This is a genomic window from Pseudomonas sp., assembly GCF_017744435.1.
Taxonomy (GTDB): domain Bacteria; phylum Pseudomonadota; class Gammaproteobacteria; order Pseudomonadales; family Pseudomonadaceae; genus Aquipseudomonas.
On sequence record NZ_JAGIBG010000031.1, the window covers coordinates 27,317 to 41,869 of the forward strand.

A 14,553-nucleotide genomic window follows, 5' to 3' on the forward strand; every position below is an offset into this window, starting at 1 on the left:
GCCGGGCCCTTTCGCGGGCAAGCCCGCTCCCACAGGAAGTGCACAAATCTTGAGCATTGTGATTTCCCTGTGGGAGCGGGCTTGCCCGCGAAGAGGCCGGACCTGCCTAGATCAATCTCAAGGCAGCTCGCGGCTGCGGTAGAACGCCGACAATACCTTCACCAGGTGCGCCAGGTCATGGCTGCCGCACAGCTCGCGGATCGAATGCATGGCAAAGGTCGGCAAGCCGATATCCACCGTGCGCACGCCAAGATGGCTAGCCGCAATCGGCCCGATGGTCGAACCACAGCCCATGTCGCTGCGCACCACGAAGCTCTGCACCGGCACTTCCTCGGCCATGCACAGGTGGCGGAAGAACCCGGCGGTTTCGCTGTTGGTGGCATAGCGCTGGTTGTTGTTGACCTTGATCACCGGCCCGGCGTTGAGTTTGGGCCCGTGGTTGCCGTCGTGCTTGTCGGCGTAGTTGGGGTGTACGCCGTGGGCGTTGTCGGCCGAGACCATCAGCGAGCGCTGGATGGTGCGCACGTAGGCGTCGCCGTCCGGCAGCAGGCGTTGCAGGGTCTGTTCGAGCATCGGGCCATCGGCGCCGCAGGCCGAGCAGCTGCCGACTTCTTCGTGGTCATTGCACACCAGCACGCAGGTCTCGTCGCTGTCGGCAGTCAGTAGCGCCTGCAGGCCGGCATAGCACGACAGCAGGTTGTCCAGGCGGGCGCCAGCGATGAAGTCGCCGTTCAGGCCGATCAGCGCGGCGTCCTGGGTGTCGTAGAAGCTCAGCTCGTAATCCAGCACCACGTCGGCGTTGAGGTCGTGCTCGCGGGCCAGTTGCTCGGTGAGCACGGCACGGAAGTCGATGCGCTCGTCACCGGCCACCTGGGCCAGCACCGGCGGCAGCTCGTTCTGCGGGTTGATCTGCCAGCCTTCGTTGGCGGTACGGTTCAGATGGATCGCCAGGTTGGGGATGATCGCGATCGGCAGCTTGAAGTCGATCAGCTGGCTTTCGACCTTGCCGTCACGGCGGAAGGTGACGCGCCCGGCCAGCGACAGGTCGCGGTCGAACCACGGTGCCAGCAGCGCGCCGCCGTAGACTTCCACGCCCAGTTGCAGGAAGCCCTGGCGCTGCAGTTCGGGCTGCGGCTTGACCCGCAGGCACGGGCTGTCGGTGTGTGCGCCGACCATGCGGATGCCGTTCAGCAGCGGTGGCTGCTTGCCCAGCTTGATGGCGATGATCGAGGAGTCGTTGCGGGTAACGTAGTAGCGGCCACCGGGCACCGTGGCCCAGCTGTCACGCTCGTCCAGACGCTGGTAGCCGGCCGCCTCCAGGCGCTGGGCCAGGCTGGCGGTGGCATGGAAGGGCGTCGGGGAGGCCTTGAGGAATTCGATCAGGCCGGTATTCAGTGCTTCGCGCATAACTCACTCCAGACAGCAGTGGCGCGAGTTTAGCCTATTGAGTCGACAATTTGTGTCGGCCTCTTCGCGGCTAAAGCCGCTCCCACAGGTATTGCACAGCCCTTCAGAGCAGTGCGCTCCCTGTGGGAGCGGCTTTAGCCGCGAAGAGGCCGGTACAGGCCCTGCAAGATCAGAAGGGTGCCGGGCACTCGAACCTCAAGCGCTCCCCGGAGACCGGGTGGGTGAAGCTCAGCATCGAGGCATGCAGGCACAGCCGTTCATGGGCTGCCAGCGCCTCCGGGTTGGCATACAGGCGGTCGCCCAGCAACGGATGGCCGATCGATAGCATGTGCACGCGCAGCTGGTGCGAACGCCCGGTGATCGGCGTCAGCTCGACCCGGCAGTGATCCCCGCAACGCTCGACGATGCGCCAGAAGGTCAGCGCATGCTTGCCCTGCTCATGGTCCACCACGTGCCGAGGCTTGGTCGGTGGATCGTAGCGCAAGGGCAGGTCGATGCTGCCGCTGTCCAGCGCCGGCTGGCCCCAGCACAACGCGGTGTAGGCCTTTTCGGTCTCGCGGTCGTGAAACTGGCGCGACAGCTCGCGGTGGCTGTCGGCATCGCGGGCCAGCAGGATGATGCCGGAGGTTTCCCAGTCCAGGCGGTGCACGATCAGCGCGTCCGGGTAGCCGTTTTCCTGCAGGCGAGTGATCAGGCAGTCCTTGTTGTCCTCGGCACGGCCGGGTACCGACAGCAGCAGCGTCGGTTTGTTGATCACCAGGATGGCGGCGTCTTCATGGAGGATCTGGATGTTCGACAGCGGCATTGCGGGTTCTCTATGAAAATGACAAAAACCACTGGGGCTGCAATGCAGCCCCAGTGGTTTTTGCCTGTGCCTGAAGCGACCGGATCAGCGATCAGGCAAGGTGATGTTCAGTTCCAGAATCGAGCAGCTGCCCTGGTTTTCCAGCTCGATGTGCACATCATCGTTGCCGATGTTCACATACTTGCGGATCACTTCCAGCAGTTCTTTCTGCAGCGCCGGCAGGTAGTCCGGTTCGCTGCGCTGGCCGCGCTCATGCGCCACGATGATCTGTAGACGCTCTTTCGCTACCGACGCGCTGGTCTGTTTCTGTCTGCCACGAAAGAAGTCAAAAAGGTTCATGGTTTACTTGCCTCCAAACAGGCGCGCGAAGAATCCTTGCTTCGGCACTTCGATGAAACGCAGGGGTTTCTCTTTGCCCAGGAGGCGGTCGACCGTGTCGCTGTACGCCTGGCCGGCATCGCTCTGGTCGTCGAGGATGACCGGGATGCCCTGGTTGGAGGCCTTGAGCACGGCCTGCGACTCAGGGATCACACCCTTGAGCTTGATCGCCAGGATCTCTTCGACGTCGGCGATGCTGAGCATTTCGCCCTTTTCGACGCGCTCCGGGTGGTAACGGGTGATCAGCAGGTGTTCCTTGATCGGCTCTTCGCCATTCTCGGAGCGGCGCGACTTGCTCGACAGGATGCCCAGCATGCGGTCCGAGTCACGTACCGAGGACACTTCGGGGTTGGTCACGACAATGGCTTCGTCGGCGAAGTACATCGCCAGGTGCGCGCCTTTCTCGATACCGGCCGGGGAGTCGCAGATGACGTAATCGAACTGTTCTTTCAGCTCCATCAGCACCTTTTCGACGCCTTCCTGGGTCAGCGCGTCCTTGTCGCGGGTCTGGCTGGCGGCCAGCACGAACAGGTTCTCGAGGCGCTTGTCCTTGATCAGGGCCTGCTGCAGGTTGGCTTCGCCGTTGACCACGTTGACGAAGTCGTACACCACGCGGCGCTCGCAGCCCATGATCAGGTCGAGGTTACGCAGGCCCACGTCGAAGTCGACGATGACAGTCTTGTGGCCGCGCAGTGCGAGGCCGGTGCCGATGGCGGCGCTGGTGGTGGTCTTGCCCACACCCCCCTTGCCGGAAGTAACGACGAGAATCTTGGCCAAGGTGTTTCACCCCTAAATAAGTCGGGACACGTGTCCCAGCAAAATGCAAAAAACGGCAACAGATGAAAAAGTTGCTCTAAAAATGACGGCAAGTATCCGTTAAAGACGGGTGATGTTCAACACGTCACCGGACAGGCTGACTTGCACGCCGGCACCCCACAGCGGGTCGCGGCGCAGGTCTTCGCACACCTTGTACTGGCCGGCGATCGAGACCATTTCGGCGGTCATCTGCTGGCAGAAGATACGCGCCTTGGTATTGCCTTTGATCCCGGCCAGGGCGCGGCCGCGCATGGCGCCGTACACATGGATGTTGCCATCGGCGAGAAGTTCCGCACCCGGGCTGACCGAAGCGGTGACGATCAGGTCGCCACCCTGGGCGTAGATCTGTTGGCCGCCGCGCACAGGTGAGGTGATGATGCGGGTAGGGCGCACTTCTGGCTCGGCTGGCGCTGGAGCCGGGGCCGGCTCAGGCACGGGCTCGACCTTCTTCACCTCGGGTTCGGGCTCCAGCGGCCGCTCGCGGGCGCCGGACGGTGGCAGCACCGGCAGGTCGATGGCGATCGCCGCAGCGATGTCTTCGATGCGGTTGGCGCGGATCGCCAGGGTTCGCAGGCCATGGTGGCGGCAGATACGCATCAGCCCGGGCAGGTCGATTGCCCCTTCGTCGGCCGGCAGCTTGTCCAGCGCCAGCACCAGCGGCGTGTTGCTGAAGAAATTCGGGGCCTGGGCCACTTTCGCCGCCAGCTGGCGGTCGAGGGCTTCCAGGTCGTTACGCCCCAGTTCCAGCACAGTGATGGCGAGCATGCTGCCCTTGAGCTGGAACACGGAGGCGGTGTCGGATGTGTGGTTTGGGCTCATGGTCTGCATAGACGGCTTGTTGCGAAAAAAGTGCCCTGACTTATAGCGATAAGACCGGTTGGCCGCAACCGGTGCCGATCCGTTGTAGAATGCTCGGCCTTTGTCTTGCCGGAAGCTTCAATGGAACGCCCGCGTTTTCGACCCTATTTCCTCCACCCGCGATTCTGGGGCCTGTGGCTGGGCCTGGGCCTGCTGTGGCTGGTGGTGCAGTTGCCCTACCGTGCCCTGCTGTGGCTCGGCGGTGCCCTGGGCGCGCTGATGTACCGCGTGGCCGGTGAGCGCCGGCGCATTGCCGCACGCAACCTCGAGCTGTGCTTCCCGGAACTGTCCGACGACGAACGGCGGCGTCTGCTCAAGGCCAACTTCGCCTCCACCGGTATCGCCTTCTTCGAAATGGCCATGAGCTGGTGGTGGCCCAAGGCGCGCCTGGCGCGCCTGGCCCACATCGAAGGCCTCGAGCACCTGCAGGCGGCGCAGCAGGCCGGGCAGGGCGCCATCCTGATGGCAGTGCACTTCACCACCCTGGAGATCGGTGCCGCGTTGCTTGGCCAGGCGCATACCATCGACGGCATGTACCGCGAGCACGGCAACCCGCTGTTCGACTTCATCCAGCGCAGCGGCCGTGAGCGGCACAACCTCGATTCGCTGGCCGTGGAGCGTGATGACGTGCGTGGCATGCTCAAGCTGCTGCGCTCGGGCCGGGCGATCTGGTACGCACCGGACCAGGACTACGGCGCCAAGCAGAGCATTTTCGTGCCGTTGTTCGGTATCCCGGCGGCCACGGTCACCGCGACCACCAAGTTCGCCCGCCTGGGCAAGGCGCAGGTGATTCCGTTCACCCAGAAGCGCCTGGAGGACGGCAGCGGCTATCGTCTGGTGATCCACCCGCCGCTGGAGAACTTCCCCGGTGAGAGCGAAGAAGCCGATTGCCTGCGTATCAACCAGTGGGTCGAGGGTGTGCTGCGCGAATGCCCGGAGCAGTACCTGTGGGCGCATCGGCGCTTCAAGTCGCGGCCCGAGGGTGCGCCGCGGCTGTACGACAAGAAAAAACGCTGAATCTTGTGTTGACTGTGCCGGCCTCTTCGCGGGCACGCCCGCTCCCACAGGGACTGCATAACCTGTGGGAGCGGGCATGCCCGCGAAGAGGACAGGCCTGAAAGCACATCAACCCCAGGAAGGAATCCATGGCGCCACCCCCGGTAACCGGTCTCATCCTTTCTGGCGGCGGCGCCCGCGCGGCTTATCAGGTCGGGGTGCTCGCCGGCATCGCTGAACTGCTGCCGCCTGGCGCGCACAACCCGTTCCCGGTCATCGTCGGCACCTCGGCCGGTGCCATCAACGCCGTGACCCTGGCCAGTGGCGCCACCCGCTTCAACGACGCCGTGCAGCGCCTCACCACGTTCTGGCAGAACTTCCGCAGCCGCCTGGTCATCCGCAGCGACTGGCCCGGCGTGGTGCGCCAGGCCAGCCGCTTCGTCGGCCACAACCTGCTGGGCCTGGGCGGCCAGGTGCCGGTTGCCTTGCTCGACAGCAGCCCTTTGCGTGGCCTGTTGCAGTCCCACCTGGACCTGGATGGCATCGGCCATGCCATCGCCGCCGAGCAATTGCGGGCAGTTGCCGTGACCGCATTCGGCTATGAAAGCGGCCAGGCGGTAACCTTCTATCAGGGTCGCGGCACCATCGACGCCTGGCTGCGCCACCGCCGCATCGGTGTGCCCACGCCGTTGACCATCGATCACCTGCTGGCCAGCGCCGCAATCCCGCTGCTGTTCGCCCCGGTGCGCCTGGGCGACGAGTACTACGGTGACGGTGCGGTGCGCCAGTCGGCACCCATCAGCCCGGCCCTTCACCTGGGCGCCAGCCGGGTGCTGGTGGTCGGGGTCAGTGGCAACCCGCAGCGCCCGGCGGCGCCGTTGCCGACCCAGCGCGTGTTCAGCGGCCAGCAGCCGAGCCTGGCGCAGATCGGCGGGCACATGCTCAACAGCACCTTCATCGACAGCCTCGAGGACGATATCGAGCTGCTGCAGCGGCTCAATCACCTCAGCCGGCTGTTGCCGGCGCACCTGGATGCACGGCGCCTGGGGCTGGCGCCGATCGAGGTGCTGGTGGTCGCGCCGAGCCAACCGCTGGACGAGATCGCCGCGCGGCACCGGCGCGAGTTGCCGGCAGCATTGCGCCTGTTCCTGCGCGGTCCGGGGGCGACCCGGACCAGCGGGGCAGGGGTATTGAGCTATCTGTTGTTCGAGGCCAGCTACTGCAGTGAACTGATCGAGCTGGGGCGGCGCGATGCCCTGGCCAAGAAGCGCGAGCTGTGCCAGTTCCTGGGGATTTGATGTTGCCTGTACTGGCCTCTTCGCGGCTAAAGCCGCTCCCACAGGTAGTGTGCAGGTCTCAGGCCTGAGGTGATCCCTGTGGGAGCAGCTTTAGCCGCGAAGAGGCCAGGCCTGCTTACTCGGCGATCTGCAGCTTGCGCGCCTGGGTATACACGTACCGCACCTTCTCATACTCGAACGGCGAGTTGAGCTGCCCATAGCGGAATTTGGTGGTGTAGCGCTTGTCCACCACGCGCAAGGCGAAGATCTCAGGGTGATTCTCGCTGGCCTCGGCCACGTTCAGGTAATTGACCGCCTGCTCGCCGGCATAGTCCACCACCAGCCCGGTGGTGTCGCGCAGGTTCGATGGGCCGAGCACCGGTAGCATCAGGTAGGGCCCCTCCGGCACGCCATAGAAGCCCAGGGTCTGGCCAAAGTCCTCGCTCTGGCGCGGCAGGCCCATGCTGGTTGCCGGGTCCCACAAGCCCCCCACGCCGATGATGGTGTTGAACATCAGCCGCGCGGTGATCTCCGCCGAGCGCTTGGCCTTGAGCTGCAGCACGCTGTTGAACAGGTTCGGCACGTCACCCAGGTTGTTGAAGAAGTTGCTGACCCCGGTGCGCACGAAGCTGGGCGTGACGTGCTGGTAGCCACTGACCAGCGGCAACAGCACCCATTGGTCCAGGCGGTAGTTGAAGTGGTAGATGCGCCGGTTCATCGATTCCAGCGGGTCGTACACGTTCAGTGCTTCGAGGGTCGAGCGTTCGAACTCGCGCTGGTCGAGCCCGGGGTTGAATTTCAGTTCGCGCAGCGGGTCGATGAAGCCGTCGGCCTCCGGTGTCAGCGGCGCCTGGGTAACTTGCGGGTCGGCTTCGACCACGCTGGTCCGTGGCGCGGTTTCCGCGGCCAAGGCATTGCCGGCGACGACGAGCAGCGCGGTGGCGAGGAGGAATGGGTTAGCCACGGAAGAACTCCAGCATGGCGTCGCTGTTGACGCGGTAATTGAGGTTGCCGCAATGGCCGCCATGGGGGTAAAGGGTCAGCCGGTCGCCGAACACCTTGCGCAGGAAACCGATATCGCCGGGGCCGAGGATGACGTCGTCGGCATTGTGCATCACGGCGATCTTGTCGCTGTTGTGCAGGTAGTCTTCCAGGGCATACAGGCTGACCTGGTTGACCAGTTGCAGGATGCTGTTGCCATCGGTGCGGGCGCGCCACATCGGGATCACCTGCTCGGTCATGTAGCAGTCGAAGTCGCACTGCAGGGCCCGTTTGAAGAACGGTGTCAGGCTGCTGCCCTCGGTGATCGGGAACTTCGGCGGGATGATCAGGCCGCGGCGGTTGATCAGGTCGGAGGTGAAGGCGATGTCGGCCGCCGAGAAGCGGAACGAAGTGCCGATGAGCATGGCCATCTGCTCGTTGGACAGGTGCTGTTTCGACTGCTGGAAGTCGTACAGCAGGGCATCGTTGAGGTCGATATAACCCTTGTCCTGGAAGTAGCGGGTGAGCTTTTCGAGCATCAGCTCATAGAAGGTGGTGCTGCGGTCGATGCCCTTGACCTGGGTCTGTACCAGCTTGTCGAGGTTGTTGATCGAGGTGTACAGGTTGACCGGCGGGTTGAGCAGCAGCACGCGCTTGAAATTGAAGCTGCGACGGGTTTCGTCGAGGTGGCTGACGAAGGCGGCGTCCAGCGCGCCCAGGCTGTAGCCGGTGAGGTAGTACTCGCTGACCGGCAGGCGCGGGTGCTGGGCACGCACGGCCTGCATCACCCGGTACATGTCTTCGGCGTCTTCCCGGCTGACCCCGGGGGTGGCGAAGCGCGAGGCGGCGCTCATGAAGTCGTAGCTGGTTGGCGATGACAGCTGCACCACGTGGTAGCCAGCCTGGTAGAACAGCTTCTTGAGGTATTCGTTGATGCTGCTGGAGTAGGGCGCACCGGTACCGGCGATGAGGAAGATCAGCGGCGCCTCGTGGTCCTGGCGTGCCAGGCGGTACTTGAGCTTCTTCACTGCCCAGAAGTTGTCGGGCAGGGAGAACTCGCGCTCGGGGCGCAGGTTCAGGCTGTAGTCGGACTGGTCGATGTCATCGTCGCTGGGCAGCGTCGGGCGTTGCTCCGGTGGCGTGGTGACGATGGTCGCCTCGAACGGGTTGGTCAAGGGGTAGCCGTAGCTGGCGGCGTCGATATCCCGCGCCGAAGCGGCCGCAGCCATGAGCAGGCCGCCAAGAAGGGCGGCGAGGCGCCAAGATCGAAGCATGTATTCCCCCAGAAGGATCAAGGTCGTGCAGTATGCAGGCTAGGACCACGGTTGCCTGGGCAAAGTTGCCGAGTGCGCTGGCCTTTGGTGTGCTTGTTATCTGCAACATAGCTGCAGGGTTGTGATTTTGCCTTACAACAGGGCTTGGGCGATCATGGATGATTTCGATTACCGCTATTGGAGAATGGGATGTCTCGCTCGCTGCCGGCCGCTCTACTGCTGATGTTTCTGGCCATCTGGCTCGCGGCCAGTTATGGCGTGCGCTATGGCTTGATGGAAGATGGGCAGTGGGTCGGGCTGTGCGCGGTGCCGGGCGACCACTGGCAGTGCCAGGTGCGTGCACTGCTGGGGTTGGGTATTCACTTTCAGGTGATGGCCTTGGCCGGGTTGGCGCTGGCATTGATCGCGCAACTGGTCACGGGGCGCACAGGGTGGTGGTTGGCGGTGTTGGCGCTGGTGTTCGGCATTCCTGCTCTGGTGCTGTATACCGCCAGCATCGCAGTGTTCGTGGTGGTGCTGGCGGGGTTGCGCCTGGTTCGAAAACCGCGTCGGGGCTGACAGGGGCTGCTGTGCAGCCCATCGCCGGCAAGCGCGGCTCCCACAAATACTGCACAAGTCTGCGGGCTTGCGCGGTCGGTGTAGGAGCTGGCTTGCCTGCGATGGGCCGCGCAGCGGCCCCAAGACCTCAAGCCTTGCGCAACCGCAGGCTTCTCCACAGGGCTGCGGTCATCAGCACACTGACCACCGCCCACCCCAAAGCCTGCTGATTCTCCAGCCCTTCCCGATACAACTGCGGCAACACCCCAGCCCCAACTATAAAGGCCAGCAACGCCACCTCCGCTCGCCGAGCCGCCACCGGCTTCAGCAGGTACACCACCGCCGGCAATGTCAGCGCCACGCTCGGGAAGCTCCGGTAGCGCGGGTCGAACACCATCGCCAGCATGCTCACCGCCGCCGCAAAACCGGCTGCCAGCAGCAACCACCCTGCACGTGCCTGCAGCCAGGCGAACAGCCGTTCACGCCAGCCTGCGCGACGCACCAGGGCCAGTGCGGCATGGGCCAGCACCAGCAGGTTCAACCCGGCCAGCACCACCGCCCACACCCATTCCCCGGCAAACCGCGCATGGGTGCGCATCAACTCGCCCCACAATCCCAGGCAGCCCGCGCCAAATGCGGCCAACAGCGGCAACAGCAGGGCCGCCAGCGGTGTGGCAGGGCGCCCGGCCATCAGCAGCGTGACCGCCATCAACACCACGCTCGCCAGCAACCACTGCGGCCAGTAATGCAGGTTGCTGACCGGCCCTTCGAGCACGCCCTTGTCCTGCCGGTCGGCATCGTACAGCCCCCAATAGCCCCCCACAGCGCCCTCGCTGGCACGCTTCCATGGCTGGTCGAACGCTTCGATCAGGTTGTAGTGCCAGCCATTGGCCTCGGCCATGCTGACGAAACCACGAATGAAACGCGCCTCGTTGGCCCGGCTGGGTACGGCGGTCTCGCGCTGGCGGCCTTCGCTGGGCCAGCCGGTTTCGCCGATGAAGATGTCCTTGGGCGCGAAACGGTTGCCGAACACCTGGCGCACCTCGGCGACATGGGCCAGGGCATCGTCGATGCCGCGCGGCTCGTCTTCCCAGTAGGGCAGCAGGTGGATGGTCAGGAAGTCCACGGCTGGCGCCACCTGCGGGTGCTGCAACCAGAACTCCCAGACATCGGCATAGGTCACCGGCACCTTGACCTGGCTTTTCACCGTGTTGATCAGCGCAGCCAGCTGCTCGCCGGTCACCTCCTTGCGCAACAGCGCCTCGTTGCCGACGATCACTGCGCTGACCACGTCCGGGTTGGCATTGGCGGCGGCGATCAGCGCGTCCACCTCCTTGCCGGTGTCGACCGGGTTGGCGTTGACCCAGGCCCCGAGCATCACTTTCAGCCCATGCTTGCGTGCCAGCGCCGGGATTGCCTCAAGGCCGGTCATCGAATAGGTGCGGATGCACTGGAATCGCTCGGCCAGCAACGCCAGGTCGGCGTCCATGCGCGCCGGGCGCAGGCGAAAAGGCTGGTCGAAGGGCGACTGGTCCTTGTCGAACGGCGTGTACGACGCGCACTGCAGTTTATGCGTGGGGCTGGCGGCGTCGGGCAGCAGGACTGGCTTGCCCAGCCCGTACCAGAGCGCCCCCAGGCCAAGCAGGGCAAGCAGGCAGGCGAGCAGGTACAACGGCAGCAGCAGGCGGGAAGCATCAGGCATCGGGCGGTCCATCGTCAGGCGCAAAACGTTAGATAGTAGCCCGGCGCCAAACCTTTGGCATGCAAGGATCGCGCAGGGCGGCGTAAGTCGACGCCGCTAATGGCACAGTGCTGTCGCATATGGGGCAGGTACAGGTCGCAGTGGGAGCAGGTCGACCTTTGTTGCAGGAAGATGATGCAATCTCCAAGACCTGACGAGGGGATGCTTTGATGGCAACTATTACAAGAATGCGCCGTTTCCTGGGGGTGGGCACCGCCCTGGTATTGGCCATGGGCACTGCACAGGCCATGGCCAAAGAAGTCAGCATTGGTTACGTGGATGGTTGGGCCGACAGTGTGGCGACCACCAACGTGGCCGCAGAAGTGATCAAGCAGAAACTCGGCTATGACGTGAAGCTGCAGGCCGTGGCCACTGGCATCATGTGGCAGGGGGTCGCCACCGGCAAGCTCGACGCCATGCTTTCGGCCTGGCTGCCGGTGACCCATGGTGAATACTGGGCCAAGAACAAGGACAACGTGGTCGACTACGGCCCGAACTTCAAGGATGCCAAGATCGGCCTGATCGTCCCCGAATACGTCAAGGATGTCAGCATCGCCGACCTGAAGAACGACAGCAGCTTCAAGCAGAAGATCGTCGGTATCGATGCCGGCTCCGGGGTGATGCTCAAGACCGACCAGGCGATCAAGGACTATGACCTGACCGGCTACAAGCTGCAGGCAAGCTCCGGTGCGGCGATGACCGCCGAGCTGGGCCGCGCGTACGCCAAGCAGCAGTCGATTGCCGTGACCGGCTGGGTGCCGCACTGGATGTTCGCCAAGTGGAAGCTGAAGTTCCTCGAAGACCCGAAAGGGGTGTATGGCGCGGCCGAGACCGTGAATAGCATCGGCAGCAAGGAACTGGGCACCAAGGCGCCGGAAGTGGCGGAGTTCCTGAAGAAATTCCAGTGGCAGTCCAAGGACGAGATCGGCGAGGTGATGCTGGCGATCCAGGAAGGCGCCAAGCCTGAGGCTGCGGCCAAGGATTGGGTGGCCAAGCACCCGGACCGGGTGAAGGAGTGGACGGGCAAGTGATCACCCGTTAGGGCCAGTTTTGCTTCTTCGCGGGGCAAGCCCGCTCCCACAGGTACTGCACAGGCCTTGAGCCCTGTGGCGAACCTGTGGGAGCGTGCTTGCCCCGCGAAAGGGCCGTCACTTTGTTACGCATTCGGTAAAACACCGTTGCATCTAAGACTAAGGTCGTCTGGTTGGCGTCCAGCAGCTGCATAAAGTAAGGGTGTGGGTTCCATCCCCTACCTGTGCTGCTAGGACAAAAACAATGAACGACAGCATTTACCTCTCGATACAAAACAGCCCGCGCTTCAAGGAGCTGGTCAGCAAACGTGAACGGTTCGCCTGGATTCTCTCGGCGATCATGCTCGGCCTCTACTGCGCCTTCATCCTCCTGATCGCCTACGGTCCTCAGATTCTGGGCACCAAGCTCAGCCCTGACTCGTCGATTACCTGGGGCATTCCCCTGGGCGTCGGCCTGATCGTTTCGGCATTCGTCCTGACCGCCATCTACGTGCGCCGCGCCAACGGCGAGTTCGATGAGCTGAACAAGGCCATCCTGAAGGAGGCGCAACAATGATTCGCCACGCCAAAGCCCTGGCCGTACTGGCCTGCGGAGCCTTTGCACCCGCCGTGTGGGCCGCCGATGCCCTGACCGGCGAGGTGCAGAAACAACCGCTGAACGTTCCGGCAATCGCCATGTTCGTGGCCTTCGTCGCCTTCACCCTCGGCATCACCTACTGGGCCTCCAAGCGCAACAAGTCGGCGGCGGACTACTACGCCGCCGGTGGCAAGATCACCGGCTTCCAGAACGGCCTGGCGATTGCTGGCGACTACATGTCGGCGGCCTCGTTCCTGGGTATTTCCGCCCTGGTGTTCACCTCTGGCTACGATGGCCTGATCTACTCGATCGGCTTCCTGGTCGGCTGGCCGATCATCCTCTTCCTGATTGCCGAACGCCTGCGCAACCTCGGCAAGTACACCTTTGCCGACGTCGCCTCGTACCGCCTCGGGCAAAAGGAAATCCGCACCCTGTCGGCCTCTGGATCGCTGGTGGTGGTGGCGTTCTACCTGATCGCGCAGATGGTCGGCGCGGGCAAGCTGATCGAGCTGCTGTTCGGCCTCGACTACCACGTCGCGGTGATCCTGGTGGGTATCCTGATGTGCCTGTACGTGCTGTTCGGCGGCATGCTGGCCACCACCTGGGTACAGATCATCAAGGCCGTGCTGCTGCTGTCCGGTGCCAGCTTCATGGCGCTGATGGTGATGAAACACGTCGGCTTCGACTTCAACACGCTGTTCTCCGAAGCGATCAAGGTGCACGCCAAGGGCGAGGCGATCATGAGCCCGGGTGGCCTGGTCAAGGACCCGATCTCGGCATTCTCGCTGGGCCTGGCGCTGATGTTCGGTACCGCTGGCCTGCCGCACATCCTGATGCGCTTCTTCACCGTCAGTGACGCCAAGGAAGCGCGCAAGAGCGTGCTGTACGCCACCGGCTTCATCGGCTACTTCTACATCCTGACCTTCATCATCGGCTTCGGCGCGATCCTGCTGGTCAGCACCAACCCGGAATTCAAGGACGCCGCTGGCGCCCTGATCGGCGGCAACAACATGGCGGCGGTGCACCTGGCCGATGCCGTGGGTGGCAGCGTGTTCCTCGGCTTTATTTCCGCCGTGGCCTTCGCCACCATCCTGGCGGTGGTCGCCGGCCTGACCCTGGCCGGTGCCTCGGCGGTCTCCCATGACCTGTATGCCAGCGTCTGGCGCAAGGGCAAGGCCAACGACAAGGATGAAATCCGCGTGTCGAAGATCACCACCGTCGCCCTCGGCGTGCTGGCGATCGGCCTGGGCATCCTGTTCGAGAAGCAGAACATCGCCTTCATGGTCGGCCTGGCGTTCTCCATCGCTGCCAGCTGCAACTTCCCGGTACTGCTGCTCTCGATGTACTGGAAGAAGCTGACTACCCGCGGCGCCATGATCGGCGGCTGGCTGGGCCTGGTGAGCGCGGTGACGCTGATGATCCTCGGCCCGACCATCTGGGTGCAGATCCTCGGTCACGAAAAAGCCATCTACCCGTACGAATACCCGGCGCTGTTCTCGATGGCCATTGCCTTCGTCAGCATCTGGTTCTTCTCGGTCACCGACAAGTCCAAGGCGGCCGACGACGAGCGTGCGCTGTTCTACCCGCAGTTCGTCCGTTCGCAGACTGGTCTGGGGGCTTCTGGCGCGGTTTCGCACTGATACCCTTCGGCAATTGAAAAACCGCGCCTTGGCGCGGTTTTTCGTTTTCTGTTGCTAGATCATGCCTAGCAGCAATAGCACCAGCAGAATCACCAGCACCACGCCGACGATGCCGGACGGGCCATAGCCCCAGCTGCGCGAATGCGGGAAGACCGGTAAGCCACCAATCAGCAGAAGGATCAGGATGATGATGAGGATCGTGGTCATGACGGAGTCCTTGCGTGGTTGAGGGTCA

Annotated in this window: 15 protein-coding genes; 6 read left to right on the top strand and 9 right to left on the bottom strand. The window is 63.7% G+C overall.

Annotated features, from left to right (window positions below; translation table 11 throughout):
- Positions 1-117: 117 nt before the first annotated feature.
- The 5 genes from J7573_RS19355 to minC form a co-directional block, all read right to left on the bottom strand.
- Positions 118-1,407: a M18 family aminopeptidase gene (locus J7573_RS19355; protein WP_294338903.1), complete on the bottom strand. Its 1,290-nt coding sequence runs from the start codon at positions 1,405-1,407 to the stop codon at positions 118-120.
- A gap of 169 nt (positions 1,408-1,576) precedes the next feature.
- Complete coding sequence (locus tag J7573_RS19360) at positions 1,577-2,212, bottom strand: RluA family pseudouridine synthase (RefSeq protein ID WP_294338906.1); 636 nt, start codon at positions 2,210-2,212, stop codon at positions 1,577-1,579.
- Between the two features lie 84 nt (positions 2,213-2,296).
- Positions 2,297-2,551 carry a cell division topological specificity factor MinE gene (gene minE / locus J7573_RS19365; RefSeq protein WP_003252572.1) on the bottom strand — a complete coding sequence of 85 codons (255 nt, stop codon included), beginning with the start codon at positions 2,549-2,551 and terminating at the stop codon, positions 2,297-2,299.
- A 3-nt stretch (positions 2,552-2,554) separates the two neighbouring features.
- Complete coding sequence (minD, locus tag J7573_RS19370; protein WP_054893840.1) at positions 2,555-3,367, bottom strand: septum site-determining protein MinD; 813 nt, start codon at positions 3,365-3,367, stop codon at positions 2,555-2,557.
- A 99-nt stretch (positions 3,368-3,466) separates the two neighbouring features.
- Complete coding sequence (minC, locus tag J7573_RS19375; protein ID WP_294338991.1) at positions 3,467-4,234, bottom strand: septum site-determining protein MinC; 768 nt, start codon at positions 4,232-4,234, stop codon at positions 3,467-3,469.
- Between the two features lie 111 nt (positions 4,235-4,345).
- Here minC and J7573_RS19380 point away from each other — a divergent pair, with 111 nt between their 5' ends.
- Positions 4,346-5,281: a lipid A biosynthesis lauroyl acyltransferase gene (locus tag J7573_RS19380; protein ID WP_159409265.1), complete on the top strand. Its 936-nt coding sequence runs from the start codon at positions 4,346-4,348 to the stop codon at positions 5,279-5,281.
- Between the two features lie 128 nt (positions 5,282-5,409).
- Entirely contained in the window at positions 5,410-6,558 is a 1,149-nt protein-coding gene (locus J7573_RS19385; RefSeq protein WP_294338993.1) for a patatin-like phospholipase family protein, read from the top strand.
- 115 nt (positions 6,559-6,673) lie between these two features.
- Here J7573_RS19385 and J7573_RS19390 read toward each other — a convergent pair whose 3' ends face one another.
- Entirely contained in the window at positions 6,674-7,501 is an 828-nt protein-coding gene (locus J7573_RS19390; protein ID WP_294338994.1) for a VacJ family lipoprotein, read from the bottom strand.
- Complete coding sequence (locus J7573_RS19395) at positions 7,494-8,792, bottom strand: serine/threonine protein kinase (protein ID WP_294338996.1); 1,299 nt, start codon at positions 8,790-8,792, stop codon at positions 7,494-7,496. Before J7573_RS19395 ends, J7573_RS19390 begins: the two co-directional genes overlap by 8 nt.
- Positions 8,793-8,981: 189 nt before the next feature.
- Here J7573_RS19395 and J7573_RS19400 point away from each other — a divergent pair, with 189 nt between their 5' ends.
- Positions 8,982-9,350: a hypothetical protein gene (locus J7573_RS19400; RefSeq protein ID WP_294338998.1), complete on the top strand. Its 369-nt coding sequence runs from the start codon at positions 8,982-8,984 to the stop codon at positions 9,348-9,350.
- Positions 9,351-9,477: 127 nt separating this feature from the next.
- On the opposite strand, the gene J7573_RS19405 is transcribed toward J7573_RS19400, so the two are convergent.
- Positions 9,478-11,043: a beta (1-6) glucans synthase gene (locus J7573_RS19405; RefSeq protein ID WP_294339000.1), complete on the bottom strand. Its 1,566-nt coding sequence runs from the start codon at positions 11,041-11,043 to the stop codon at positions 9,478-9,480.
- 197 nt (positions 11,044-11,240) lie between these two features.
- On the opposite strand from J7573_RS19405, the gene J7573_RS19410 reads away from it, so the two are divergent.
- The 3 genes from J7573_RS19410 to J7573_RS19420 all read left to right on the top strand — a co-directional run bounded on the left by J7573_RS19410 (position 11,241) and on the right by J7573_RS19420 (position 14,318).
- Positions 11,241-12,101, top strand: coding sequence for a glycine betaine ABC transporter substrate-binding protein (locus J7573_RS19410; RefSeq protein WP_294339002.1), 861 nt, complete (start codon positions 11,241-11,243; stop codon positions 12,099-12,101).
- Positions 12,102-12,345: 244 nt separating this feature from the next.
- Positions 12,346-12,657: a DUF485 domain-containing protein gene (locus J7573_RS19415; protein WP_110639578.1), complete on the top strand. Its 312-nt coding sequence runs from the start codon at positions 12,346-12,348 to the stop codon at positions 12,655-12,657.
- The gene (locus J7573_RS19420; RefSeq protein WP_294339005.1) at positions 12,654-14,318 is read left to right on the top strand and encodes a cation acetate symporter; all 1,665 of its coding nucleotides are present in this window, start codon (positions 12,654-12,656) and stop codon (positions 14,316-14,318) included. Before J7573_RS19415 ends, J7573_RS19420 begins: the two co-directional genes overlap by 4 nt.
- A gap of 54 nt (positions 14,319-14,372) precedes the next feature.
- On the opposite strand, the gene J7573_RS19425 is transcribed toward J7573_RS19420, so the two are convergent.
- Positions 14,373-14,525, bottom strand: coding sequence for a DUF3309 family protein (locus J7573_RS19425; RefSeq protein ID WP_012271016.1), 153 nt, complete (start codon positions 14,523-14,525; stop codon positions 14,373-14,375).
- Between the last annotated feature and the right edge of the window lie 28 nt (positions 14,526-14,553).

Bases quoted from the DNA above. Each gene is read 5' to 3' on its own strand.
- J7573_RS19355 (WP_294338903.1), bottom strand. From the start codon at position 1,407: ATGCGCGAAGCACTGAATACCGGCCTGATCGAATTCCTCAAGGCCTCC.
- J7573_RS19360 (WP_294338906.1), bottom strand. From the start codon at position 2,212: ATGCCGCTGTCGAACATCCAGATCCTCCATGAAGACGCCGCCATCCTG.
- minE (WP_003252572.1), bottom strand. From the start codon at position 2,551: ATGAACCTTTTTGACTTCTTTCGTGGCAGACAGAAACAGACCAGCGCG.
- minC (WP_294338991.1), bottom strand. From the start codon at position 4,234: ATGCAGACCATGAGCCCAAACCACACATCCGACACCGCCTCCGTGTTC.
- J7573_RS19380 (WP_159409265.1), top strand. From the start codon at position 4,346: ATGGAACGCCCGCGTTTTCGACCCTATTTCCTCCACCCGCGATTCTGG.
- J7573_RS19385 (WP_294338993.1), top strand. From the start codon at position 5,410: ATGGCGCCACCCCCGGTAACCGGTCTCATCCTTTCTGGCGGCGGCGCC.
- J7573_RS19395 (WP_294338996.1), bottom strand. From the start codon at position 8,792: ATGCTTCGATCTTGGCGCCTCGCCGCCCTTCTTGGCGGCCTGCTCATG.
- J7573_RS19400 (WP_294338998.1), top strand. From the start codon at position 8,982: ATGTCTCGCTCGCTGCCGGCCGCTCTACTGCTGATGTTTCTGGCCATC.
- J7573_RS19405 (WP_294339000.1), bottom strand. From the start codon at position 11,043: ATGGACCGCCCGATGCCTGATGCTTCCCGCCTGCTGCTGCCGTTGTAC.
- J7573_RS19410 (WP_294339002.1), top strand. From the start codon at position 11,241: ATGGCAACTATTACAAGAATGCGCCGTTTCCTGGGGGTGGGCACCGCC.
- J7573_RS19415 (WP_110639578.1), top strand. From the start codon at position 12,346: ATGAACGACAGCATTTACCTCTCGATACAAAACAGCCCGCGCTTCAAG.
- J7573_RS19420 (WP_294339005.1), top strand. From the start codon at position 12,654: ATGATTCGCCACGCCAAAGCCCTGGCCGTACTGGCCTGCGGAGCCTTT.
- J7573_RS19425 (WP_012271016.1), bottom strand. From the start codon at position 14,525: ATGACCACGATCCTCATCATCATCCTGATCCTTCTGCTGATTGGTGGC.